Here is a 22,389-nt window from a genome sequence, read left to right on the forward strand (position 1 = left end):
CGCGCCCGGGGTGCGCGGTGGCGGGGAGGCGTCGCTCGCGGCCGGGGGTGCTGAATTCGCGCCCGGAGAGCGGGCTCGCGCCGGGGAGTGCGGAACTCGCGCCGGGAGCGCGGGACTCGCGCGCGGGTGCTGAATTCCCGCGTGGGAGTGAGACTCCGCCCGAGAGCGTGGGACCCGCGGGAACCCGCGCCCCGGAGCGTGGGCCCCATGGACCGGAGCGCAGACCTCCCAGCCCTGAGCCCGAAACCCGCGGGTGTTGGAACCTCGCGGCTCAGCGATCCTCCGGCGCCAGCCTCCAGAACGCCGACACCGGGCCGACTTTCGCGCCCATCGGGTAGGAGTTCGCGACCGCGTTGCCGACGAACCACTTCCCGAACCGCGCGGCCTCCGGCATCGACATGCCCCGCGCCAGGCCCGCGGTCAGCGCCGACGCCATCGCGTCCCCCGCGCCGTGAGTGTGCGGCGTGGAGAACCTCGGCCCGGGCAGTTCGATGAACGTCCGGCCGTCGTAGAGCAGGTCCACGCACTCCGGGTCGCTGGTCAGGTGACCGCTCTTCACCAGCACGTACTTCGGCCCGAGCTCCTTCAGCGCCACCGCCGCGTCGTGCATGCCCGCGCGGTCGGTCACCTCGATCCCGGTCAGCAGGCGCACCTCGTCCAGGTTCGGCGTGATCACCGCGGCCCGCGGCAGCAGCAGGTCCCGCAGCGCGGCCAGCCCGGCCGCGTCGAACAGCGGGTGCCCGTGCATCGACGCGGCCACCGGGTCGACCACGAACGGCACCTTCGAGTCCCGCCCGATCTCCGCCCGGTCGCACGCCTCCGCGACCGCCTCGATGATCTCCGCGGAGGCCAGCATGCCGGTCTTCGCCGCCTGCATGCCCATGTCCGCGGCCACGGCCTCGATCTGCCCGGCCACGATCCGCGCCGGGATGTCGGACCGGTCGTGCACGCCGAGCGTGTTCTGCACGGTCACCGCCGTGACCGCGACCAGGCCGTGCACCCCGCAGGTCAGGAACGTGCGCAGGTCCGCCTGCAACCCCGCGGCACCACCGGAGTCGGATCCGGCGATGGTCAGGGCGGCAGGCGGACTCGCGTTCTGGCTCATGCCCCCAGTGTCGCAAACCCGCCGATCAAGCGAGCCGCCAGAACGGGGACACCGGCCCGACGCCCTCGCCCAGCGGGTACGCCTCGGCCACGCACCGCTCGATGAACCGCTTGCCCTCGTCCACCGCGTCCGGCACCCCGAGCCCCTTGGCGAGGAACGCGGTGATCGACGAGGCCAGCGTGTCGCCACCGCCGTGCGTGTGCGGCGTGTCGATCCGCCGCGCGGACAGCTCGATGAACTGCACGCCGTCGGACAGCAGGTCGACGCACTCCGGGTCGTCGTAGAGGTGCCCGCCCTTGACCAGCACCCACATCGGACCCAGCGCCAGCAGCGCCCGCGCCGCGTCGCGCTGGCTGGCCCTGTCGGTGACCTCGACGCCGGTGAGCAGCCGGACCTCGTCCAGGTTCGGGGTCACCAGCGTCGCGCGCGGGAACAGCTCCGTGCGGATGGCTTCCAGCGCCTCCTCACGCAGCAGGGCGTCCCCGTGCATCGACGCCGCCACCGGGTCCACCACGAACGGCACGTCCGCGTTGCGTCCGATGTGGACTTCGTCGAGCGTCTTGGCGACGGCGGTGATGATCTCCGCCGTCGCCAGCATGCCGGTCTTGGCCGCGTCCACGCCCATGTCCCCGGCAACGGCCTTGATCTGCGCCGACACGACGTCCGGCGGGATCTCGGTGAAGCCCTGCACACCGACGGAGTTCTGCACGGTGACCGCGGTGATCGCGGTCATCCCGTGCACCCCGCAGGCGAAGAACGCCCGCAGGTCGGCCTGGATCCCCGCCCCACCGCCGGAATCGCTCCCGGCGATGGTCAGCGCGGTCTTCGGGGTGACGCTCATTACGGCTGGACCACCGGGAGGTAGACCTGCTTGCCGTTCTCGGCGAACTCGGCCGACTTCTCCTGCATCCCGGCCTCGATCGCATCCACAGTGGACAGCCCGTGCTCCTCGGCGTACTTGCGGACGTCCTGGGTGATCCGCATGGAGCAGAACTTCGGCCCGCACATCGAGCAGAAGTGCGCCGTCTTGGCGGGCTCGGCGGGCAGTGTCTCGTCGTGGAACGAGCGCGCGGTGTCCGGGTCGAGCGAGAGGTTGAACTGGTCGGTCCAGCGGAACTCGAAGCGGGCCTTGGACAGCTCGTCGTCCCAGTCCTGGGCGTACTGGTGGCCCTTGGCGAGGTCAGCGGCGTGCGCGGCGATCTTGTACGCGATCACGCCCGCCTTCACGTCGTCCCGGTTGGGCAGGCCCAGGTGCTCCTTCGGCGTCACGTAGCACAGCATCGCCGTGCCGTACCAGCCGATCTGCGCCGCGCCGATGGCGGAGGTGATGTGGTCGTAGGCAGGCGCGATGTCCGTCGTGAGTGGACCGAGCGTGTAGAACGGGGCCTCGCCGCAGAGCCGTTCCTCCAGCTCCACGTTCTCCTTGATCTTGTGCATCGGCACGTGGCCGGGGCCTTCGATCATCACCTGGACGTCGTGGGCGCGCGCGATGTGCGTGAGTTCGCCGAGCGTCTCCAGCTCCGCGAACTGGGCGCGGTCGTTGGCGTCCGCGATCGAGCCGGGGCGCAGGCCGTCGCCGAGCGAGAACGTCACGTCGTAGGCGCGCAGGATCTCGCACAGCTCCTCGAAGTGCGTGTACAGGAACGACTCCTTGTGGTGCGCCAGGCACCACGCGGCCATGATCGAACCGCCCCGGGAGACGATGCCGGTCACCCGGTTCGCGGTCAGCGGGATATAGCGCAGCAGCACGCCGGCGTGCACGGTCATGTAGTCCACGCCCTGCTCGCACTGCTCGATCACGGTGTCCCGGTAGACCTCCCAGGACAGCTTGGCCGGATCGCCGTCCACCTTCTCCAGGGCCTGGTAGATCGGCACGGTGCCGACCGGGACGGGGGAGTTGCGCATGATCCACTCGCGCGTTTCGTGGATGCGCTTGCCGGTGGACAGGTCCATGATCGTGTCGGCGCCCCAGCGGGTCGCCCACACCATCTTGTCGACCTCCTCCTCGACCGACGACCACACGGCCGAGTTGCCCATGTTCGCGTTGACCTTCACCAGGAAGTTCTTCCCGATGATCGCGGGCTCGCTCTCCGGGTGGTTGCGGTTGACCGGGATGACCGCCCGGCCCGCGGCGACCTCGTCACGCACGAACTCGGGCGTGACCCGCTCGCGCGCGGCGATGAACTCCATCTCGCGGGTGATCACGCCGGCCTTGGCGAAGCCCAGCTGCGTGTTGTGCTCCCGGTTCGCGATCCAGTCGGCACGCAGCGGCGCCAGTCCACTGTGGACGTCGATCGTGACTTCGGGGTCGGTGTACGGGCCGGAGGTGTCGTAGACGTCGAAGTGGTCGCCGTTGGTCAGCTCGATGCGGCGGGCCGGGACCTTCAGCCCGTTTTCGGTGTGGTGGTAGACCTTCCGGGATCCGGTGATCGGCCCGGTGGTCACGGTCGGCGCGACGTTCTTGCCGTTTTCCAGCGTCGTCACTAGAAATACTCCCTACGCCGGCATTACCCGGTCAGGTTCAGCGGTCGGCGGCGCCGGGTCCCAACGGACACCAGCCGCCCTCTCAGCCCGCCAAGGCGCGAGCTCCCGCGTGTTCGGTTGTCCGTCCGACCATGCCACGTCGCGCGGCAGACCTCAAGAGCACGACGGTGAGACCGCTCACCCGCGCTGGAGTTTCACACCGGTGTCAGCCCCTAAGTTGACGATCATGCGAACCACGGCCGCGCTCATCGCGCTCGGCGCCTGTCTCTTCGTGGTCGTCACGGCGGAGACGCTCGTGATCGGACTGCTGCCCGCGTTGTCGGCCGACCTGCGCGTGCCGGTGCCCTCGACCGGCCTGCTCGTGGCCGGGTACGCGCTGACGGTGACCATCGGCGGTCCGCTCGTGACCGCCGCGACCCTGCGGGTGCCGCGCAAGGCGGCGCTGCTCGGGCTGGTCGCGGTGTTCGCGGCGGGCAACGCGCTCGCGGCGAGCGCGACCGGGTTCGGCGTGCTGCTGGCCGCGCGGGTGGTCACCGCGCTGACGCACAGCACGTTCTTCGCGATCGCGCTCGTGCTGGCCGCGTCGATGGTCCACCCGTCGAAGCGCGGGTGGGCCATCGCGTTCGTGTCGACCGGGCTGAACCTGGCGACCGTCCTCGGCGCGCCGCTGGGCACCCTCGTGGGTGAGGCGTACGGGTGGCGGACGTCGTTCTGGTTGCTGGCGGTCGTGGCGCTGGCCGCGATGGCGGCGGTGGCGCTGCTGGTGCCCGCCGCCCGGACCGCGGAACCGCCGCGGCTGGGACCGGAGCTGCGGGCGCTGGTGACGCGGCCGGTGCTGGTGCTGCTGGCGGTGACGCTGGTGACGGAGACCGGGTTCTTCGTGGCCTACACCTACCTGTCGCCGATCCTCGGCCGGATCTTCCCGCCCGGCGGGGTGGTCGTGCTGCTCATGGTGTTCGGCGCCGGGGCGCTGTGCGGGAACCTGGCAGGCGGGCGGCTCGCGGACCGGTGGCCGTGGGCTTCGCTGCGGGCGCTCATCGCGGTGCTGGCGGCGGCGATGGTCCTCTTCGCGGCGATCGCTTCGGTGCGAGCCGGGGCGGTAGTCGGCGTGTTCGCACTGGGCGCGGTGGCGTTCGCGCTGGTCCCCGGGCTGCAGACGCGGGTGGTGGTGGCCGCCGCCGGAGCGCCGACGCTCGCGGTCGCGGTCTACACGTCGATCTTCAACCTGGGCATCAGCGCGGGCGCGTGGCTGGGCGGGCGCGCGTTGTCGGCCGGTGCCGCGCTGGGCGCGTTGCCGCTGCTGGGGGCGGTCGGCGTGCTCGGCGGGCTGGCCGTGTCCGCTCTCCACCGCGGCGGAGGTCTTCAGTCCGGCCGGCGCAGCCCGGCGACGAGCATGCCGACCAGGCGGCGCGCGTCGTAGGGGTGCTTGCTGCTCGCGCCCGCGCAGAGGCCGCCGATGCCGCGCATCAGCTCGTACGCGTCGAGGCCGTCGCGAATCTCGGCTGACGCGGCTTCGAGCAGCTGTGTGCAGACCGGGACGAGCCGGTCCAGGAAGTAGGAGTGCAGGGGGTCGTAGCAGGGGTCGTCGGACTGCAGCACGGCGGGCAGGCCCTGCTTGGTGATCACGAAGTCGACGAACCGGTCGAGCCACTCCGCCAGGGCGGCGTACGGGGTCGCGCTGGCGGCGAGCAGCGCCGGACCGGCCTCGGCGAGCGCTTCCACCTGGTGCCGGTAGACCGCGATGATCAGGTCCGCCCTGGTGGGGAAGTGGCGGTAGATCGTGGCGGTCCCGACGCCCGCCTTGGCCGCGATGTCGCGGATCGGCGCCTCCACCCCGGACGCGACGAAGACCGCGGCCGCCGCGTCCAGCAGGGCTTTCTGGTTGCGCCGCGCGTCGGCCCGCTTGGGTGCGCTGTCGTCCACGCCGTCCATTCTCCCACCCGGTGGTAGCTAAGCGGGACGCTGTCCCGTATGTTAACCGGGACAGTGTCCCGTTTCTAAGTGGAGTGAACGATGACGACTTACCTGCTGGTGCACGGCGCGTGGCACACCGGGGAGTGCTGGACGCGGGTGACGCCGTTGCTGGAGGCGGCCGGGCACCGCGTGCTCGCGCCGACGCTGACCGGCTACGGCGATACGGTGCACCTGGCCGGCCCCGAGGTCGGCCTCGACACGCACGTCGCGGACGTGACCGGTCTGATCCGCGCGGAGGACCTCACCGACGTGGTGCTCGTCGGGCACAGCTACGCCGGGCTGGTGATCTCGTCGGTGGCGAACGAGCTGCCGGACCGGGTCGCGCGGCTGGTGTACCTGGACGCGATGGTCCCGGAGGACGGCGAATCCGCGGCGGACGTCCTGCCCGTCACCCAGGGGCTGATCGACCTGGCGCTGGCCTCCGAAAGCGGCTGGCGCGTCCCGCCGATGCCCGAGCTGCCGCCGCCGGCCGGCCTGTTCGGCGTCACGGATCCTGATGACATCGCCTGGCTGCGCACGATGCTGTCCGACCAGCCGGTGCGCTGCCTGCAGCAACCGGTGCGGCTGGACAACCCGGCGACGCGGGCGATCCCGCGGACGCACATCCACTGCACGGTGAAACCGGAGGGCTTCGCGCGCCGCCCCGTGCCCGCCGTGCAGCCCAACGGAACGCCCGCGGAGATCTGGGAACTGCCCACGGGCCACGACTGCATGATCACGACGCCGGTGGAGCTGAGCGAGCTGCTGCTGAAGCTCGCCTGAGGGCCGCGGACTGACGTGCCGGACCGCGGTTGACCACGGGAAACGCCCTTCTAGGCTGCGGCACGTGGGCGACTGGGAGACCCGGCTTCGCGAGTGGCAGAACCTCGACGTGCCGGAGGGCTGGCGGGCGGAGATCACCCCGGCAGGGGTGACACTGACGCCGCCCGTCGACAACGGGCACAGCAGGATCGCCGCGTCGGTCCATCGCGCCTTGGTGCGGGCGGTCCCGGAGGATCGGGCCATCCTGCAGAAGCTCGGCGTCTCCATTCGGAGCGCGAGCCGGCTCTACGTGCCCGGCCTGGTCGTGGTTCCGCACCACGAACTGCTGTCCCGTCCGGACAACGTGCCCGTTCCGGCGGAGGCCGCGGAACTGGTGGTGGAGATCGTCTCCCAGGGCAACGCCCGCACTGATCGTGTCGAGAAGCTCTGGGCCTACGCCCAGGCGCCGGTGCCTCTCTACCTCCTGATCGACCGGTACGCCGAGCCGAAGCCGTCGGTCACCCTGTTCTCGGATCCCGTCGACGGGCACTACCGCCGCTCGGAGCAGGTGTCCTTCGGCGAGGAGATCCGCCTGCCCGCGCCGTTCGACCTCGTGCTCGCGACCGCGGCCTTCTAACTCACCAGCTCGCTCGGCGTCGCGAACACGTCGACCATCGCGCCGTTCCTCAGCACCGTGATGGCCAGCCTCGTGCCGATCACCTCGGCGAACAGCTGCCGCTGGATGTCCTGCGCGTCCGTGATCCGCGAGCGCCCCACGGTCAGCACCAGGTCGCCCGGCCGCAGCCCCGCCCGTTCGGCCGGCCCGCCGCGCACCACCTCCACGATCCGCAGCCCCGCGCGCTGCCCGGTGTGCTCGGCGACCTCGTCCGGCAACGGCGCCGGCACCCCGACCACCCCGAGGTACGCCCGCCGCACCCGGCCCTCCACCAGCAGCGTGTCGATGATCCGCCGGGTGGTCTCGTTGATCGGCACCGCCAGACCGAGGCCGAACCCGGCGACCGCCGTGTTGACGCCGACCACCCGGCCCGCCGAATCCGCCAGCGCGCCGCCCGAGTTGCCCGGGTTCAGCGCCGCGTCGGTCTGGATCACGTTCTCGATCACCCGCCCGGCGCTGCGGGTGCGCACCGGCAGCGACCGGCCCAGCGCGCTGACCACGCCCGCGGTCACTGAACCGGCGAGCCCGAGCGGGCTGCCGATCGCCACCACCAGCTGCCCGACGACCAGCTTGTCCGCGTCGCCCATCCGGGCCGCGCTCGGCGCCTCCGACGCGCGCAGCACGGCCAGGTCCGACAACGGGTCCGCGCCGACCACCGTGAACCGCGCCTCGGTGCCGTCCGAGTACGTCGCCGTGCCGTGCGTGCCGCCGCCGACCACGTGCGCGTTCGTCACCAGGTGCCCGTCGTCGGCGAACACGACCGCCGAACCACTGCCCCGGGACAGCCGCACGCTCGCCACGTGCGGCGTCACCTCGGCGGCCACCGTGCTCACCGAGCGTGAGTAGGCGTCGAGGGCATCGGTGTCATCCACCGCCACCACCACCCCGCGATTACACAGTTACATCAATAACCAGTGTGCGCTCGTGGGCACGCGGAAAGCCCTCTCGTTCACCGAGGGCGAAAGCTCACTCCGACCCGGGCAGCCAGGACAGACCGGGGACGCCCCACTTGTTGCGCTTGAGCATGCGCTTCGCGTCGCGCGCGTGGCGGCCGACCAGGCGGTCCAGGTAGATGTAGCCGTCCAGGTGGTCGGTCTCGTGCTGCAGGCAGCGCGCGAAGTACCCGGTGCCCTCGACCTCGATCGGGTTGCCGTCGAGGTCGAAGCCGGTGACCTTGGCCCAGCTCGCCCGCCCGGTCGGGTACGACTCGCCGGGCGCGGACAGGCAGCCCTCCCAGTCGTCGTCGGGGTCGGGCATGGTCTCCGGGATCTCGGAGGTCTCCAGCTTCGGGTTGACCACCAGGCCCTTGTGCCGCACACCCTGGTCGTCGGGGCAGTCGTAGACGAAGACGCGCAGGTCGACGCCGATCTGGTTGGCCGCCAGCCCCACCCCTTCGGCGGCGTACATGGTCTCGAACATGTCGTCGGTGAGGGTGCGCAGCTCGTCGTCGAACTTCTCCACCTCGCGGGTGGGGTTGTGCAGCACCGGGTCGCCGGCGATCCGGATCGGGTGGATGGTCACAATCCGCGATCGTACCCAGCGGACGAGCCGTGACGCGCCGGGCCGTGATCCCACAACCGGACCCTCGACCCGTGGTTGAATGGCGCCCGCGGGATCACAACCGTGTGGTTTGCGACTTGAGGAGTCAGATGGACGCCGCGGAGTCGATGGCCGGAGGCGACCGGCCGTCGCCCGAGCCCACCGGCGACGAGGGCGGGCTCACGCCCCGTGAGCTCAAGGTGCTGGCGTTCGAACGCCAGTGGTGGCGCTACGCGGGGGCCAAGGAACAGGCCGTCCGCGAAGAGTTCGGCCTCTCGCCCACCCGGTACTACCAGCTGCTCAACCAGCTCCTCGACAAAGAGGAAGCGATGCGCGCCGACCCGATGCTGGTGAAGCGGCTGCGCAAGATGCGCTCCGCGCGGCAGCGCAAACGGGTCGCCCGGCGACTGGGGATCGAAGCGCTATGAACTTTCTGCAGGGCCTGTCCCGCCCGCTGCGCCTGGCCGGTGTGGTGCTGATCGGGGTCGCTCTTGTGGCGGTCGTGATCGGCGGCATCACCGCGCTGAACGGCGACGGGGACAACGGCCAGACCGCGGCGCCGAGCCCGACGGCCACGGACGGGACGACAGCGCCCACCGAGACCACGGGCGCGACCCCCACGGAGCCGACGCCGCCGAGCCCGGTCCCGCCGACCTCCGAAACGCCGCCGCCGGGGCAGCCGACGGACACCGCGACGCCGGGCGGGCCCGGTGGCACGGCGACCCAGCCGGGCGGCACGACGGGCGCCCCTGGCGCGGGTGACGGCGGAGCGGCCGCCGACCAGACCGCCGCCAAGTGGGTGCCGGTGCGGGTCTACAACAACAGCACGATCCACGGCCTGGCCGCCCGCGCCGCCAACGAGCTGCGCGCGAACGGCTGGAACGTCGTCGAGGTCGGCAACTACCCGCAGGGGATCATCCCGACGACGACGGTGTACTACACGCCGGGCACGGACGAGGAGACCGCGGCGCGTTCGCTGGCCACCGCGTTCGGCATGAAGGTCGAGCCGCGGTTCGACGGCATCCAGGACGCGAGCCCGGGTGTCATCGTGATCGTCACCAACGACTACAAGGGCTCGCAGGTCAAGGGTTCCTGAGCCCGGGTTTCCGGAAAGGGCGGCCGACGCTACCGGCCGCCCTTTCCGCGTGTCAGGCCCGGTTCTTCGCGTAGGACTCCAGCGCGGCCAGCTGCGCCGGGTCCAGGGAGGGCCGCACCGCCTTGCGCGCCGTCTCCAGGTGCGCCGCCGTGACCTCGGCGGCCTCCAGCGACTCGCGCATCGCGGTGAGCGCGGCCTCCCTGATCAGCGCCGCGCAGTCCGCCGCCGAGTAGCCGTCCAGGCTCGCCGCCACCTCGTCCAGGTCCACATCGGACGCGAGCGGGGTGTGCCGGGCGGTGGCGCGGAGGATGTCGGCCCGCGCCTGCGCGTCCGGCGGCGGCACGTACACCAGCCGCTCCAGCCGCCCGGGGCGCAGCAGGGCCGGGTCGACCAGCTCGGGCCGGTTGGTCGCGCCGAGCACGACCACGTCCCGCATCGGCTCGACCCCGTCCAGCTCGGTGAGCAGCGCGGCGACCACCCGGTCGGACACCCCGGAGTCACCGGACTGGCCGCGGCGCGGCGCGAGCGCGTCGATCTCGTCCAGGAACACCAGTGACGGCGAGGCGTCGGCGGCCTTGCGGAACAGCTCCCGCACGGCCCGCTCCGACTCGCCGACCCACTTGTCCAGCAGTTCGGCGCCCTTGACCACGAACACGTTCAGCGCGCCGCTGCCCGCCAGCGCCCGCACCAGGAACGTCTTGCCGCCACCGGGCGGCCCGTACAGCAGCACCCCGCGCGGCGGCGCGATCCCCAGCCGCGCGAACGAGTCCGGGTACCGCAGCGGCCACAGGACCGCCTCCGTCAGCGACTGCTTGACGTCGGTCATGTCGCCGACGTCGTCCAGCGTCAGCCCGCCGGTCGCCAGGCTGTCCGAAGTGGACATCGAGATCGGGCGCACCGACTGCAGGGCGTCCAGCAGGTCCTGCTGCGAGATGCGCGGCTCCTCGACGTCCCGCTGCCGCAGCGCGGCCCGCACCGCGGCGTCCCGGCGCAGCGCCAGCAGGTCCGCGGTCACGAAACCCGGTGTCCGGTCGGCAATGCCGCCGAGGTCCACAGTGGATTCCAGCGGCACGTCGCGCAGCAGCACGCGCAGCAGCTCGGTGCGGATCCGGGCGTCCGGCTGCGGGATGGCCAACTCGCGGTCGAGCAGGTCGGCCGCGCGCAACCGCGGGTCACAGGCCTCCGGGCGAGCGGTGGTGGCGACCACCGCGAGGTCCGGGCGCGTCAGCGCGCCACGCAGCTCGTCGAGCACCACGGTCGCGACGGGCGGCGGCTGCGTCGCCGGCAGCAGCGTGTCGATGTCGGTGATCAGCAGCACCGCCGGACCGCCCGCGGCGGCCTGGTCGATCGCCTCCCGCAGCCGGGTGGCGATCGCGTTCGGCTCCAGCACGGCGATCGACGGCGCGGCCAGCGTGACCAGGCGCAGGTCCTCGGCCGCGGCGACCGACCGGACGAGCGTCGTCTTGCCCACGCCCTCCGCGCCGGACAGCAGCACCCCCAACCGGGCCGAGGTGCCGAGCCTGGCCAGCAGGTCGGGGCGGCGGAACGTCAGGTCGACCCACTCGGCCAGCGTGCGGGCCTGGTCCTGCGCGCCGCACAGGTCGCTGACCGGCGGGGCGGGCTCCTCCGGTTCGGCGATCACCTCGGGTTCCACGCGCGGGGCCACCGTCGCCGGTGCGCTCGACCGTGCGCTCGACTGGACGCTCGACTCGGCGCTCGACTGGGCGCCGTCCCGCCAGCTGACCACGGTGGACGGGCAGATCACGACCGGTCCGCCGGGTTCGGTCGCCGTGACCGTGAGCAGTTCGGTGGTCCAGCCGGCGCCGATCGCGCGGGACAGCTGGCCGCGCACGGTCGTCACGTCCGAGCCCGGAGCCGGGGCGAGGTCCTGCGGGAGGAGCGACACCGCGTCGCCGACCGTGAGGACCTTCCCGGTGAGCGCGAGCCGGAGCGTGTTCGGCGACACCGACGCGCTGGCCAGCCGCGACCCGGCGACGGTGACCGAGCGGGCCTGCGTGACGTCCGCGGGCGCGACCACGACCTCCGAGCCCTCGGTGACGCCGAGGTTGGACAGGGTGACGTCGTCGGCGAAGACGAACCCGGGCGTCCCGGACGCGTCGCCGGGCGCGGCGAGCGCGGCGCTCACCCGGGCGCCGGTGAGGTGCACGGCGTCCCAGGCGCGCAGGCCGAGCGCGTCGAGGACCTCCGGATGCAGGCGGACGATGCCGCGCCGGGTGTCGAGTGCGGACGGCGTGTGCCGGATGGTCAACGTGATCTGGGGCGCGCTCACGCCCTCACTCTAGGGCGAGCGCGGCCGGAAGGGTGCCGAACGCGCGGTTGACGAGGACCGGCAGCAGGTCCCGCTCGCCGGACGGGCTCCACTCGGCGAGCGCGCAGTTCCACGTCCCGACCACGACCTCGACCAGCAGCCGCAACTCGAGATCGGGGCCGCCGCCGAGGACGCGGACGATCTCGGACTTGACCTCCGCGCAGTACCGCAGCGAGTGCGCGTGCAGCGCGGCGCAACCCTCGGTCAGCCGGACCGTCGGCAGGAACTGCCGGTACCAGTGGTCGTCCAGCCTGGCGAGGGTCGTCAGCAGGGCGTCCTTCAGCACGCCGAGCAGCGGTCCGGACGGCGGCCGCTCCGTGAGCACAGCGAGGTAGGTCTCCCACAGCTGCTTGATCGCGGTGAGCGCGACGTCCTCTTTGGACGAAAAGTTGCGGAAGAAGGTCCGCTTGGAGACCTCGACCGCGTCGACCAGCTCGTCGAGCGTGGTCGCGTCGAAGCCGCGCTCGGTGAACATGGCGACGGCGGTCTCGGCCAGCGCCTGGCGCGTGCGCAGCTTCTTGCGTTCCCGCAGCGGGAGCGACTGCTCGGTCGTGGTCATCGCGATCAGTCTAGTTGATGCGCCTTGATGGCAAGTGCCACTCAGTGGCACCATGGGCGCAAGATCGCTTTGGGAGGAGAGAACATGCGTGCGCTCGTCGTCGACCGATCCGCGGAATCCCGGCTGGTGCTGGCCGAAGCGCCCGATCCGGTGCCCGCGCCGGACGAGGCCCTGGTGCGGGTCGAGGCCGTCTCGCTCAACTACGGCGAGGCCTTCATGGTGGACACCGCCCAGCTGCCCGAAGGGAGCGTGCCGGGCTGGGACGCGACGGGCGTGGTGGTGCGGGCCGCCGCCGATGGCTCGGGACCGGCCGCCGGAACGCGTGTGATCACGCTCGGCATGACCGGCGCCTGGGCCGAATTGCGAGCCGTGCGGACCACCGCGATCGGCACCGTGCCGGAGGGGGCGGACGGGGGCGCGATCAGCACGATCCCGGTGGCCGGGCTGACCGCGCTGCACGTGCTGCGGCGGTTCGGGCAGACCCTGGGCAAGCGGATCATGATCACCGGGGCGTCCGGCGGCGTCGGCCGGTTCGCGGTGCAGCTCGCGGCTCGGGCGGGCGCCGAGGTCGTCGCGGTCAGCGCGGACCCGGCTCAGGTGAGCGTGCTCGAAGCGCTCGGGGCGCACGAGGTGATCAAGCACCCGGCCGAGGTGAGCCGGCCCGTCCACGGCGTGCTCGACAACGTGGAGGGCGAGCAGATGGTGGCCGCGTTCACGGCGTTGCGCGCCGGCGGCCGGCTGGTCAGCGTCGGGCATTCGGCGGGGGAGGACGTCGTGTTCCCGGTCGGCGCGTTCGTGCCCACCGACGGCCGCCACGACCGGTCGATCAGCACGTTCTTCCTGCTCGCCGACCCGCGGACCGACTTCACCGAGGACCTCACCTGGCTCGCCGCCGAGGTGGCCGGGGGCCGCCTCGACGCCGGGATCACCTGGCGCGGCGACTGGTCCCGGCATGCCGAGGCGACCGCGGCGCTCCTCGGCCGGCGGCTGCGCGGCAAGGCTGTCCTGGAACTCAGCTGACGCGGGCGCCCCACCGGTCGAGGTAGGTGATCTCCTCGACCGGTGGCCGCGCGGCGGGCTGGAAGTCCTTCTGCGTCGTGTAGGCGACCGGCAGCAACGCGACCTGGGTGAAGCCCTCGGAGATGCCGAGGAGGCGCGCGACCTCCTCCTCGTGGCCGAACAGGTGGTAGCCGGTGATCGTGCTGCCGAGGCCGCGGGCGCGCCAGCGCGAGCTGGAAGCTCCAGATCGCCGGGTAGACCGGTCAGCTCCGTCCGGCCGCCCGGCCAGGCAGGCGAACGCGAGCGCCGGGACGCGGTGGATGTTGCCCAGCAGGAACTTCGCCGAGGCGAGCGAGCGCGGCGCGACCAGGTGGCCGTACTGGCGCTGGGCGGCTTCACCCACTTCGCGGACCGGTCCGGCGACGCGGGCCTTCAGCTCCGGGTCGCGGACCACGAGCCAGCGGATCGCGTCCAGCTGGTTGCCCGCGATCGGCGCCTGCATCGCGACGCGCAGGCCTTCGGTGATCACCTCCTGCTCCACCGGCCGGTCCAGGTCCAGCTTCCGCCGCACCAAGCGGGTGGTGGTAAGCAGCTCGTCCGCGTCCATCTGCGCACAAGCAGGACCTGCTGGACGGCATCGCGGCGCGGGTCTTCGAGCAGGTCGAGCGGCTGCGCGCGCTCGGCCTGAACGCGTTCGAGACGCTCAACCGCCACCCGGCCGTCGAGTGGTGCCGCCGCACCGTCACGCCGCAGCGGCACCCGAACGTGCACCGCGTGATGCCCGCGCTGGCCGGCATCGACGGCGTGCAGGACTTCCGCTACCAGCTCGACGTGTTCGTCCGGGGCCTGCGCTAGCGGTTGCGCTGGCGCAGGCCGATGCGGCGCCAGCTGCGGCGGCGGGAGCGGTCCTGGCTCTCCGCGGCCGGGTACGTGCGCACCCCGCGCACCACGTGGTCCGGCGTCCGGCGGACGCCGAGCCGCTGGTTGCCCGCCACGCGGATCCGCGGCCGCCGCAGGCGCAGGCGGCTCGTGCTGCGCCGGATCGCCCGGCGCTCGCGCAGCGGCACGCCCCACGCCTCGGGGTGGTTGGCCAGCCACTGGTAGCGCCGCACCGCGTACGGGATGTGCGCCAGGTACAGCAGCAGCGCGACGGCCAGCGCGATCAGCGGGTACTGGATGATCGCCGCCGCCGCGAGGCCGACCCCGACCAGCAGCGGCGCGGCGGCCTTCGCGGGCACCTTGACCGACTTCAGCGACAGCGTCGGCAGCCTGCTGATCAGCAGCAGCGCGATCGCCACCGTCCACACGTAGACGACCGGCGCCGACGACCACCAGCCCTCGCCGAACTCCAGCGTCAGGATCACCGGCATCAGCGCGCACAGGCCACCCGCGGGCGCGGGCACGCCGACGAAGAACTCCTTCGCGTACGGCGGCTTCTCCACGTCCAGGAGCGTGTTGAAGCGCGCCAGCCGCAGCACGATGCACACGGCGAAGGTCAGCGACACGATCCAGCCGATGCCGGAGGTGTCACCGAACCAGATGTAGAGCACGAGCGCCGGGGAGACACCGAAGGAGATCGCGTCGGACAGCGAGTCCAGCTCGGCGCCCATCTTCGACGTCGCGTCGAGCAGCCGGGCGATGCGGCCGTCCAGGCTGTCCAGGACGGCCGCGACGCCGATCGCGCCGATCGCCAGCACGAACTGCCGGTTGAGCGCGAACTGCGCGGCGGACAGGCCCGCGCACAGCGCGAGGACCGTGATCGCGTTGGGCAGCAGCCGCACCGACGGAGTCATCACCCGGACCATGATCAGGCTCCTCGCTCCGGCAGCGCAGCCAGGGGCGTCTCGCCGCCGATCGTCCGCTGGCCCTTGCGCACCAGCACCTCGCTGCCCGGCGGCAGGTAGATGTCCACCCGCGAGCCGAACCGGATCAGGCCGTAGGTGTCCCCGGCCTGGACCTTCTCGCCGTCGGCGACCTGGCACAGGATGCGGCGCGCGACCAGCCCGGCGATCTGCACGACCACCAGCTCGTGCCCGGCCTCGGTGCGCAGCAGCACCGAGTTGCGCTCGTTGTCGTCGCTGGCCTTGTCCAGGTCGGCGGAGAGGAACTTGCCCGGGCGGTAGGCGACGCGCTCGACCACCCCGGTGGCCGGCACGCGCTGCACGTGCACGTCGAAGACCGAGAGGAAGACGCTGACCCGCATCCGCGGTTCGGCGGGCAGCCCCAGCTCCGCGGGCGGGGTGGCCTCCTCGATCAGCGAGACGATGCCGTCCGCCGCGGCGAGGACGAGGTCGTCCCGCTCCGGCGGCACGCGCTTCGGCTCGCGGAAGAACGCGGCGGTCGCCAGGGTCGCCAGCGCGCCGACGGCGCCCAGCGGCTTCCAGGCCCGCCGCAGCAGCAGCGTGGCCGCGACCCCGCCGGCGACGAACGGCCGCCCGGCGGGGTGCATGGGTGGCAAGGTCTCGCGCGCGAGGTTCAGGGCATGGGTGATCGGATTGCTCGCCTTGTCCGGCGCAGTGCTGCTCATCGAAGCGGTGTCCCGATTGGTTCGTGTCCAAGGTGTGACCGGTCCGTGACGCCAGGCCAGGCGTGCCGATTCGCCGATCCGGGTATCCACGCTACCGCCAGGTCTGCGTGGCCCGTTCCGCATCCCGCCGAACGGGCCCCCGAGCGGGGCGGGTGTTGCTGACAATTCGTGGCGACGGCCGATGCAGACCGTAGTAACAGCAGAGAGGAACCGTCATGTCGGCCCCGGAGCGCATCCGTGAAGAGCGCCTTTCCGAGCTGTTCCAGGCATGGCGTGCGGACATCGACAGTGTTCCGCTACCCCGGCTGGTGTCCACCGAAACCGCGGTCGCGCTGGTGCGCTGCGCGCGAGCTCTCGATTCGTCGCGCCGGGCCGCTGAACCCCCCGACGGCCCAGCGGCCCGGCGTGACGGGCTGGTGCCGTAGGGGGTGAATCTTAGCCTCCGCAAGCGAATCAGTAACCAGTCGTAGGTCAACTGTTACAAGAAGTCACACTGAGGTACCAGTCGGCAGGAGCAGCACGTCCACCTCGCTGCCCTCCGGCGCGTCGACCACGTCCTCCGGCAGCTCGATCAGGCAGTTGGCCTGCGCGAACGCGGCGAGCAGGTGCGAGCCGGGGCCACCGCGCGGGCCGACCTCGCCGGTCACCTCGCCGTCGTGGTGCGAGTAGAACCCGCGGCGGAACTGCCGCCGCCCGGCGGGCGAGCGCAGGGACTCGGTGAGCCGCGCCCGCACCCGCAGCCGGTCCACCTGACGGTGGCCGAGCGCGGTCAGGATCGCGGGCCGCAGGAACACCTCGAACGACACCAGCACGCTCACCGGGTTGCCGGGCAGGGTCACCACGGGCACCCCGTGCCACCGGCCGTTGCCCTGCGGGCCGCCCGGCTGCATGGCCACCTTGACGAACTCGACGCCCGCGCCGGTCAGCGAGTCCTTCACCACCTCGTAGGCGCCCGCGCTGACCCCGCCGGAAGTCACCACCAGGTCGGTGTCCGCCAGCCGCGGCTCGATGGCCGACCGGAACTCGCCGACGTCGTCGACCACGCTGCGCACCACCTCGACCCGGCAGCCCAGCGCGCGGATCGCGGCGGCCAGCATGATGCTGTTCGACTCGTAGATCTGCCCGTGCCGCAGCTCCTGGGGCGGGGTCACCAGCTCCGAGCCGGTCGACACCACGAGCACCCGCAGCGGCGCGTGCACGGTCAGCCGGTCCAGGCCGACCGCGGCGGCCAGCCCGAGCTGCGCCGGCCCGAGGACGGTGCCGGCGTGCAGCGCGACCGTGCCCGCGGTGACGTCCTCGCCGGTGCGGCGCAGGTGCGTGCCGACCGCGGCCGGTTCCCGGATGGACACCTTCTCGGTGCCGCCGTCGGTGTCCTCGACCTTCACCACGGCGTCCGCGCCCGGCGGCATCGGCGCGCCGGTCATGATGCGGTGCGCGGTGCCCGGCAGCAGCGGCGGCACGTCGGTGCGCCCGGCCGGGATGTCCTCGGCGACCGGCAGTTCGACCGGGGTCGCGGCGGTGGCGGAGGCGACGTCGACCGCGCGCACCGCGTAGCCGTCCATGGCCGAGTTGTCGAACGGCGGCAGCGAGACGCCCGCGGGGACGTCCTCGGCCAGCACCAGCCCGGGGCACTCGGCCAGCGGGAGCGCGGTCGCCGCGGCGGTGCCGAGCAACTCGGTGACGGCGGCGCGGTAGGTGTCGACGGAAATCACGCGGACCATCCTGCCTCGCCGGGGTGGCCGTGCAACACTTCCCCCGCTCGTTGATCTGGAGGGGGAGGCATGCAGGTCCGCACCCGGCACACGCCCGCGTTCGGCGTCGCCCGAGTGATCCTGGGGCCCGGCGAGGCCGTGCAGGCGCGGGGCGAGTCGATGTTCGCGAGCAGCTTCGGCCTCACCGAGGTGGCCGGCGGGCGCAAGGCGCCGTCGGTGTTCACCGCGCCCAAGGAAGGCGGCTGGCTCGACCTCGCGCCCGCCGGCGCCGGCGATGTCTACCCACTGGAGTTCGACGGCCGCACCGGCTGGTGCATTGCGCGGCACGCCGTGCTCGCGCGCCCGGCGTCGGTGCGGGCCGACTCCTGGCCGGGTCTGCAGGCGATGTTCGGCGCTGAGCACGGGTTCCTGGAGCACTACAGCGGAACGGGCCCGCTCGTGCTCGCGTGCGCCGGGCCGGTGGATCAGTTCCAGCTCGCGGCGGGCGAGCTGATCTCGGTGCGGCCGGGGCACCTGCTGGCCTACCCGGACAGCGTCCAGTGCCGCCTGCGGGCGTTGGACCCTTCGGGCCAACAGTCGATCCGGACGGGCGAAGGACTCATGATCGACTTCGCGGGGCCGGGCACGCTTTTGGTGCAAGCGCGTAAATCTCGCTGAATCTTATTGATCCTTCGCGTTTCTCCGGTACCGTGACTTCCACTTCGGGAGCCGGGCGGGCACGGCTCCCGGTGGTTTTCGCAAGGAGGAAACCGTGGCTGTTGGCACGGTCAAGTGGTTCAATTCCGAAAAAGGCTACGGGTTCATCGCGTCCCCCGAGGGACCTGATGTGTTCGTGCATTACTCGGCCATCCAGTCGGACGGATTCCGCACTCTGGACGAGGGCGATCAAGTCGAGTTCCAGATCGAGGCGGGCCGGGACGGCCGGACACAGGCAGCGGACGTCCGCAAGGTGTCCTAGGGGCCGGCCGCTTCCCCGCCACCACCCTCAACGGAGACGCTTCGCGTCGCTGTGGAAGCCGGCAGTAGGCTGCCCCGTGTGACAGGCGATGTGTCGGGGGACCTCACCGGTCGCCGGCTGGGCAACTACCGCATAGACGGAGTGCTCGGCAAGGGTGGCATGAGCGTCATGTACAAGGCCACCGACGTGCGGCTCGGCCGCAAGGTGGCCTTGAAGGTGATCGGCGAGCACCTCGGTGCCGACGCCGAGTTCCGCGAACGGTTCGTGGACGAGGCGCGCAACACCTCCGCCGTGGACCACGCGAACGTCGTGCCGTTGTACGACTTCGGTGAGCTCGACGGGATGCTCTACATCGCCATGCGCCTCGTCGACGGGGCCGATCTGGCGAGTCTCATCGCGGACGGACCGATCTCCCCCGACCGCACGCTGCGGTTGCTGGACCAGGTCGCGGACGCGCTGGACTGCCTGCACGAGCGCGGCCTGGTCCACCTCGACGTCAAACCGGCCAACGTGCTGGTCACCAGCCGGGAGTCGGCGCGCGAGCACGTCTACGTCGCCGACTTCGGGCTGACCCGGCGCGGCGCGACCGGTCACCGCACCCGTGGCGGCGACTTCCTCGGGTCGCCGACCTACGCCGCGCCGGAACACCTGCGCGGGGAGCCGCTGGACGGGCGCACCGACCAGTACGCGCTGGCGTGCGTGCTGTACGCGTGCCTCACCGGGCAGCCCCCGTTCAGCGGCGACGTGCCGACGGTCATCAAGGGGCACCTGGCCGTGGAACCGCCCGCGGTGTCGGGCGTGGTGGGGCTGCCCGCCGCGGTCGACGAGGTCGTGCGCAAGGGCATGGCCAAGGCCCCGGCGGACCGCTACGACAACTGCGTCGAGCTGATCACCGCGGCGCGCAAGGCCCTCGGCCCGGCCGCCGCCTCGACGACACCGCCGGGCCCGCCCCAGGCTGCGACACGGGAGGCCGGCATGCAGCCGTACCCGCCGGGACAGCCGGGCGGCCACCCCGGCCCGCACGGCGCCGGCCAACCGGGCGCTGGTGGTCCGGGCGCCGGGCAAGGGGGTGTCGGTGGCCCAGGTACCGGGCAGCCGGGCCCTGGTGGTTCGGGCGCCGGTGCCTCTGGCGTCGGCGGCCCTGGCGTCGGCCAGGCAGGCGGGCAGCCGGGGGCTGGTCAACCAGGGCAGCCCGGTCCGGGCGGCCAGGCAGGAGCCGGCGGCCCTGGCGGCGGCCAGGCAGGCGGGCAATCGAGCGCCGGCGTGCCGGGTCAGCCCGGCCCTGGCGGCCAGCAGGGCGCAGTCCCCAGCGGTGGCCACCCCGGCCCGCACGGCCCAGGACACCAGCCCGGTCCCGGCGGCCCGCAGGGCCACGGCGACCAGCCGGGCCGTCCCGGCGCCGCTCAACCGGGCCACCCCGGCCAGCCGGGTCCCTACGGCCCGCCGGGCCACCAGCCGCCCGGGAACCCGTACGGCCACCCCGGCATGCAAAGCCACCCCGGCATGCCGGCGCCGCAGTTCCACCCGAACGCCCCGCAGGGCCAGCCGTGGAACCCGGGCTGGCCGCCCCAGCAGCAGCCCTACGGCTACGGCCAGCAGCCGCCGAAGAAGGGTGGCGGCCTCAAGTGGCTGTGGACGGGCCTGGCCGGGCTCGTCGTCGTCGCGGCGGTCGTCGTGACCCTCGTTCTGGTGAATCGCGGCGGCGGCTCCGCGCCCGCGCCGACCACCGCGCCCAACATCCCCGTCGGTCCCACCGGCGGCGCGACCGGCCCATCCACCGGTGGCGGCCCGCCCCCCGCGACGATCTCCATCAAACCGAGCCCCTGACGTGCGGTTCTTGCACTCGCCCCCGGAGAGTGCTAAACAGGCGTTGGCACTCGGCGGTGTCGAGTGCCAACGCACCAATGGTCGGGACGGTGAGGCCGGCTCGGAGCACCGAGCAGGTCGTCCGTCGCGGGCACCGAGCCTGGCCGAGCTAAGTGTCCTGCTGCCAGTCCTGAAGCAGGTCATGGCAGCGACCACTACCGGAGGACAACACCCCAATGGCCAAACTGATCGCGTTCGACGAGGACGCCCGCCGCGGGCTTGAGCGCGGACTCAACACCCTGGCCGACGCCGTCAAGGTGACGCTTGGCCCCCGTGGCCGCAACGTCGTGCTCGAAAAGAAGTGGGGCGCGCCGACGATCACCAACGACGGTGTCTCCATCGCCAAGGAGATCGAGCTCGAGGACCCGTGGGAGAAGATCGGGGCCGAGCTCGTCAAGGAAGTCGCCAAGAAGACCGACGACGTAGCCGGTGACGGCACCACCACCGCCACCGTGCTGGCCCAGGCGCTCGTGCGCGAAGGTCTGCGCAACGTGGCCGCCGGTGCCGACCCGATCGCCCTCAAGCGTGGCATCGAGCAGGCGGTCGAGGCCGTCGTCGAGCAGCTGCACAAGGCCGCCAAGGAGGTCGAGACCAAGGAGCAGATCGCTGCCACCGCCTCGATCTCGGCCGCGGACCGCACCATCGGCGAGCTGATCGCCGAGGCGCTGGACAAGGTCGGCAAGGAAGGCGTCGTCACCGTCGAGGAGTCGAACACCTTCGGCCTCGAGCTCGAGCTCACCGAGGGTATGCGCTTCGACAAGGGCTACATCTCGGGCTACTTCGTCACCGACGCCGAGCGCCAGGAAGCCGTCCTGGAGGACCCGTACATCCTCCTGTTCGGCTCGAAGGTCTCGAACGTCAAGGACCTGCTGCCGGTCCTGGAGAAGGTCATGCAGTCGGGCAAGCCGCTGCTGATCATCGCCGAGGACGTCGAGGGCGAGGCCCTGGCGACCCTGGTCGTCAACAAGATCCGCGGCACCTTCAAGTCCGTCGCCGTCAAGGCTCCGGGCTTCGGTGACCGCCGCAAGGCCATCCTGCAGGACATCGCGATCCTGACCGGTGGCCAGGTCATCTCCGAGGACGTGGGCCTCAAGCTGGAGAACGCGGACCTGAACCTGCTGGGCAAGGCCCGCAAGGCCGTCATCACCAAGGACGAGACGACCATCGTCGAGGGTGCCGGCGACGCGGACCAGATCCAGGGCCGCGTGAACCAGATCCGCGCCGAGATCGAGAAGTCGGACTCCGACTACGACCGCGAGAAGCTGCAGGAGCGGCTGGCCAAGCTGGCCGGCGGCGTGGCCGTCATCAAGGCCGGTGCCGCCACCGAGGTCGAGCTCAAGGAGCGCAAGCACCGCATCGAGGACGCCGTTCGCAACGCGAAGGCCGCCGTCGAGGAGGGCATCGTCGCCGGTGGTGGCGTGGCCCTGCTGCAGGCGTCCAAGGCTGCCTTCGAGGGCCTGCGCCTCTCGGGTGACGAGGCGACCGGTGCGAACATCGTCAAGGTCGCCGTCGAGGCTCCGCTCAAGCAGATCGCGGTCAACAGCGGTCTCGAGGGCGGCGTCGTGGCGGAGAAGGTCAAGGGTCTGCCGGAGGGCCACGGCCTGAACGCGTCGACCGGCGACTACGAGGACCTGGTCGCGGCCGGCGTCATCGACCCCGCCAAGGTGACCCGTTCGGCGCTGCAGAACGCGGCTTCGATCGCGGGCCTGTTCCTGACCACCGAGGCCGTCGTCGCCGACAAGCCGGAGAAGGCTGCTGCCGCTCCGGGTGGCGACCCGACCGGTGGCATGGGCGGCATGGACTTCTGATCCACTAGTCCGGCGA

23 protein-coding genes and 1 riboswitch are annotated in these 22,389 nt (G+C 72.2%); of the genes, 11 read left to right on the plus strand and 12 right to left on the minus strand.

Annotated elements, in window-relative coordinates:
- Window positions 1-271: 271 nt before the first annotated feature.
- The 3 genes from thiD (L2C96_RS14235) to thiC form a co-directional block, all read right to left on the minus strand.
- Window positions 272-1,105: a bifunctional hydroxymethylpyrimidine kinase/phosphomethylpyrimidine kinase gene (gene thiD, locus L2C96_RS14235; protein ID WP_237336466.1), complete on the minus strand. Its 834-nt coding sequence runs from the start codon at window positions 1,103-1,105 to the stop codon at window positions 272-274.
- A 25-nt stretch (window positions 1,106-1,130) separates the two neighbouring features.
- Complete coding sequence (gene thiD, locus L2C96_RS14240; RefSeq protein WP_020416975.1) at window positions 1,131-1,946, minus strand: bifunctional hydroxymethylpyrimidine kinase/phosphomethylpyrimidine kinase; 816 nt, start codon at window positions 1,944-1,946, stop codon at window positions 1,131-1,133.
- Complete coding sequence (thiC, locus tag L2C96_RS14245) at window positions 1,946-3,589, minus strand: phosphomethylpyrimidine synthase ThiC (RefSeq protein ID WP_237336467.1); 1,644 nt, start codon at window positions 3,587-3,589, stop codon at window positions 1,946-1,948. The genes thiD (L2C96_RS14240) and thiC overlap by 1 nt, the downstream gene beginning before the upstream one ends.
- Window positions 3,582-3,708, minus strand: a riboswitch (TPP riboswitch). (Overlaps the previous gene by 8 nt.)
- 107 nt (window positions 3,709-3,815) lie before the next feature.
- On the opposite strand from thiC, the gene L2C96_RS14250 reads away from it, so the two are divergent.
- Window positions 3,816-5,009, plus strand: a complete 1,194-nt coding sequence (locus L2C96_RS14250) for an MFS transporter (RefSeq protein ID WP_237336468.1) — start codon at window positions 3,816-3,818, stop codon at window positions 5,007-5,009.
- On the opposite strand, the gene L2C96_RS14255 is transcribed toward L2C96_RS14250, so the two are convergent.
- Window positions 4,952-5,521 (minus strand): TetR/AcrR family transcriptional regulator, encoded by a 570-nt coding sequence (locus tag L2C96_RS14255; protein ID WP_237336469.1) that lies wholly within the window; start codon window positions 5,519-5,521, stop codon window positions 4,952-4,954. The two genes, L2C96_RS14250 and L2C96_RS14255, sit on opposite strands and share 58 nt — an antisense overlap.
- A gap of 81 nt (window positions 5,522-5,602) precedes the next feature.
- Between L2C96_RS14255 and L2C96_RS14260 the strand changes: the two genes are divergently transcribed.
- Together L2C96_RS14260 and L2C96_RS14265 are read left to right on the plus strand one after the other, a co-directional pair.
- Window positions 5,603-6,325: an alpha/beta fold hydrolase gene (locus L2C96_RS14260; RefSeq protein ID WP_237336470.1), complete on the plus strand. Its 723-nt coding sequence runs from the start codon at window positions 5,603-5,605 to the stop codon at window positions 6,323-6,325.
- Between the two features lie 64 nt (window positions 6,326-6,389).
- On the plus strand, window positions 6,390-6,941 hold the full coding sequence (locus tag L2C96_RS14265) for a Uma2 family endonuclease (RefSeq protein ID WP_237336471.1): 552 nt from the start codon (window positions 6,390-6,392) through the stop codon (window positions 6,939-6,941).
- On the opposite strand, the gene L2C96_RS14270 is transcribed toward L2C96_RS14265, so the two are convergent.
- Together L2C96_RS14270 and L2C96_RS14275 are read right to left on the minus strand one after the other, a co-directional pair.
- Window positions 6,938-7,852, minus strand: a complete 915-nt coding sequence (locus tag L2C96_RS14270; RefSeq protein WP_039791290.1) for a S1C family serine protease — start codon at window positions 7,850-7,852, stop codon at window positions 6,938-6,940. The two genes, L2C96_RS14265 and L2C96_RS14270, sit on opposite strands and share 4 nt — an antisense overlap.
- A gap of 94 nt (window positions 7,853-7,946) precedes the next feature.
- Window positions 7,947-8,501, minus strand: coding sequence for a peptide deformylase (locus L2C96_RS14275; RefSeq protein WP_017985307.1), 555 nt, complete (start codon window positions 8,499-8,501; stop codon window positions 7,947-7,949).
- 128 nt (window positions 8,502-8,629) lie between these two features.
- Here L2C96_RS14275 and L2C96_RS14280 point away from each other — a divergent pair, with 128 nt between their 5' ends.
- Both L2C96_RS14280 and L2C96_RS14285 read left to right on the plus strand, forming a co-directional pair.
- The gene (locus L2C96_RS14280; RefSeq protein ID WP_020416968.1) at window positions 8,630-8,947 is read left to right on the plus strand and encodes a DUF3263 domain-containing protein; all 318 of its coding nucleotides are present in this window, start codon (window positions 8,630-8,632) and stop codon (window positions 8,945-8,947) included.
- The gene (locus L2C96_RS14285) at window positions 8,944-9,615 is read left to right on the plus strand and encodes a LytR C-terminal domain-containing protein (protein ID WP_020416967.1); all 672 of its coding nucleotides are present in this window, start codon (window positions 8,944-8,946) and stop codon (window positions 9,613-9,615) included. The genes L2C96_RS14280 and L2C96_RS14285 overlap by 4 nt, the downstream gene beginning before the upstream one ends.
- 52 nt (window positions 9,616-9,667) lie before the next feature.
- On the opposite strand, the gene L2C96_RS14290 is transcribed toward L2C96_RS14285, so the two are convergent.
- Together L2C96_RS14290 and L2C96_RS14295 are read right to left on the minus strand one after the other, a co-directional pair.
- Window positions 9,668-11,905 (minus strand): AAA family ATPase, encoded by a 2,238-nt coding sequence (locus L2C96_RS14290; RefSeq protein ID WP_237336472.1) that lies wholly within the window; start codon window positions 11,903-11,905, stop codon window positions 9,668-9,670.
- Window positions 11,906-11,909: 4 nt separating this feature from the next.
- A complete protein-coding gene (locus tag L2C96_RS14295; protein ID WP_237336473.1) occupies window positions 11,910-12,503 on the minus strand; it encodes a TetR/AcrR family transcriptional regulator in 594 nt (197 codons plus the stop codon).
- Window positions 12,504-12,587: 84 nt separating this feature from the next.
- Here L2C96_RS14295 and L2C96_RS14300 point away from each other — a divergent pair, with 84 nt between their 5' ends.
- The gene (locus tag L2C96_RS14300) at window positions 12,588-13,523 is read left to right on the plus strand and encodes a zinc-binding dehydrogenase (RefSeq protein ID WP_237336474.1); all 936 of its coding nucleotides are present in this window, start codon (window positions 12,588-12,590) and stop codon (window positions 13,521-13,523) included.
- On the opposite strand, the gene L2C96_RS14305 is transcribed toward L2C96_RS14300, so the two are convergent.
- The 3 genes from L2C96_RS14305 to L2C96_RS14315 form a co-directional block, all read right to left on the minus strand.
- On the minus strand, window positions 13,516-14,109 hold the full coding sequence (locus L2C96_RS14305; protein ID WP_237336475.1) for a nitroreductase family protein: 594 nt from the start codon (window positions 14,107-14,109) through the stop codon (window positions 13,516-13,518). The two genes, L2C96_RS14300 and L2C96_RS14305, sit on opposite strands and share 8 nt — an antisense overlap.
- Before the next feature lie 244 nt (window positions 14,110-14,353).
- Window positions 14,354-15,307 carry a CDP-diacylglycerol--serine O-phosphatidyltransferase gene (gene pssA / locus L2C96_RS14310; protein WP_020416962.1) on the minus strand — a complete coding sequence of 318 codons (954 nt, stop codon included), beginning with the start codon at window positions 15,305-15,307 and terminating at the stop codon, window positions 14,354-14,356.
- Window positions 15,308-15,309: 2 nt separating this feature from the next.
- Window positions 15,310-16,029, minus strand: a complete 720-nt coding sequence (locus L2C96_RS14315; protein ID WP_020416961.1) for a phosphatidylserine decarboxylase — start codon at window positions 16,027-16,029, stop codon at window positions 15,310-15,312.
- Window positions 16,030-16,244: 215 nt separating this feature from the next.
- Between L2C96_RS14315 and L2C96_RS14320 the strand changes: the two genes are divergently transcribed.
- Complete coding sequence (locus L2C96_RS14320; protein WP_037322861.1) at window positions 16,245-16,454, plus strand: hypothetical protein; 210 nt, start codon at window positions 16,245-16,247, stop codon at window positions 16,452-16,454.
- Between the two features lie 63 nt (window positions 16,455-16,517).
- Here the strand turns inward: L2C96_RS14320 and moeA are convergent, their stop codons facing one another.
- Window positions 16,518-17,741 carry a molybdopterin molybdotransferase MoeA gene (gene moeA / locus L2C96_RS14325; RefSeq protein ID WP_237336476.1) on the minus strand — a complete coding sequence of 408 codons (1,224 nt, stop codon included), beginning with the start codon at window positions 17,739-17,741 and terminating at the stop codon, window positions 16,518-16,520.
- Window positions 17,742-17,810: 69 nt separating this feature from the next.
- On the opposite strand from moeA, the gene L2C96_RS14330 reads away from it, so the two are divergent.
- The 4 genes from L2C96_RS14330 to groL all read left to right on the plus strand — a co-directional run bounded on the left by L2C96_RS14330 (window position 17,811) and on the right by groL (window position 22,373).
- Window positions 17,811-18,398: an AIM24 family protein gene (locus tag L2C96_RS14330; protein WP_237336477.1), complete on the plus strand. Its 588-nt coding sequence runs from the start codon at window positions 17,811-17,813 to the stop codon at window positions 18,396-18,398.
- 94 nt (window positions 18,399-18,492) lie between these two features.
- Entirely contained in the window at window positions 18,493-18,699 is a 207-nt protein-coding gene (locus tag L2C96_RS14335) for a cold-shock protein (protein WP_017985292.1), read from the plus strand.
- Between the two features lie 78 nt (window positions 18,700-18,777).
- The gene (locus tag L2C96_RS14340; protein WP_237336478.1) at window positions 18,778-20,526 is read left to right on the plus strand and encodes a serine/threonine-protein kinase; all 1,749 of its coding nucleotides are present in this window, start codon (window positions 18,778-18,780) and stop codon (window positions 20,524-20,526) included.
- Window positions 20,527-20,741: 215 nt separating this feature from the next.
- The gene (gene groL, locus L2C96_RS14345; protein WP_020416957.1) at window positions 20,742-22,373 is read left to right on the plus strand and encodes a chaperonin GroEL; all 1,632 of its coding nucleotides are present in this window, start codon (window positions 20,742-20,744) and stop codon (window positions 22,371-22,373) included.
- Window positions 22,374-22,389 lie beyond the last annotated feature (16 nt).

Origin of the sequence: Amycolatopsis tucumanensis (assembly GCF_021654135.1) — a bacterium.
In the GTDB taxonomy this organism is placed as follows: Bacteria; Actinomycetota; Actinomycetes; order Mycobacteriales; family Pseudonocardiaceae; genus Amycolatopsis_E; species Amycolatopsis_E tucumanensis.

What these genes read in the sequence shown, in the direction of transcription:
- thiD (WP_237336466.1), bottom strand. Translation starts at nt 1,105, where the DNA reads ATGAGCCAGAACGCGAGTCCGCCTGCCGCCCTGACCATCGCCGGATCC.
- thiD (WP_020416975.1), bottom strand. Translation starts at nt 1,946, where the DNA reads ATGAGCGTCACCCCGAAGACCGCGCTGACCATCGCCGGGAGCGATTCC.
- L2C96_RS14250 (WP_237336468.1), top strand. Translation starts at nt 3,816, where the DNA reads ATGCGAACCACGGCCGCGCTCATCGCGCTCGGCGCCTGTCTCTTCGTG.
- L2C96_RS14255 (WP_237336469.1), bottom strand. Translation starts at nt 5,521, where the DNA reads ATGGACGGCGTGGACGACAGCGCACCCAAGCGGGCCGACGCGCGGCGC.
- L2C96_RS14260 (WP_237336470.1), top strand. Translation starts at nt 5,603, where the DNA reads ATGACGACTTACCTGCTGGTGCACGGCGCGTGGCACACCGGGGAGTGC.
- L2C96_RS14280 (WP_020416968.1), top strand. Translation starts at nt 8,630, where the DNA reads ATGGACGCCGCGGAGTCGATGGCCGGAGGCGACCGGCCGTCGCCCGAG.
- L2C96_RS14285 (WP_020416967.1), top strand. Translation starts at nt 8,944, where the DNA reads ATGAACTTTCTGCAGGGCCTGTCCCGCCCGCTGCGCCTGGCCGGTGTG.
- L2C96_RS14295 (WP_237336473.1), bottom strand. Translation starts at nt 12,503, where the DNA reads ATGACCACGACCGAGCAGTCGCTCCCGCTGCGGGAACGCAAGAAGCTG.
- L2C96_RS14300 (WP_237336474.1), top strand. Translation starts at nt 12,588, where the DNA reads ATGCGTGCGCTCGTCGTCGACCGATCCGCGGAATCCCGGCTGGTGCTG.
- L2C96_RS14305 (WP_237336475.1), bottom strand. Translation starts at nt 14,109, where the DNA reads ATGGACGCGGACGAGCTGCTTACCACCACCCGCTTGGTGCGGCGGAAG.
- pssA (WP_020416962.1), bottom strand. Translation starts at nt 15,307, where the DNA reads ATGGTCCGGGTGATGACTCCGTCGGTGCGGCTGCTGCCCAACGCGATC.
- L2C96_RS14315 (WP_020416961.1), bottom strand. Translation starts at nt 16,029, where the DNA reads ATGAGCAGCACTGCGCCGGACAAGGCGAGCAATCCGATCACCCATGCC.
- L2C96_RS14320 (WP_037322861.1), top strand. Translation starts at nt 16,245, where the DNA reads ATGTCGGCCCCGGAGCGCATCCGTGAAGAGCGCCTTTCCGAGCTGTTC.
- L2C96_RS14330 (WP_237336477.1), top strand. Translation starts at nt 17,811, where the DNA reads ATGCAGGTCCGCACCCGGCACACGCCCGCGTTCGGCGTCGCCCGAGTG.
- groL (WP_020416957.1), top strand. Translation starts at nt 20,742, where the DNA reads ATGGCCAAACTGATCGCGTTCGACGAGGACGCCCGCCGCGGGCTTGAG.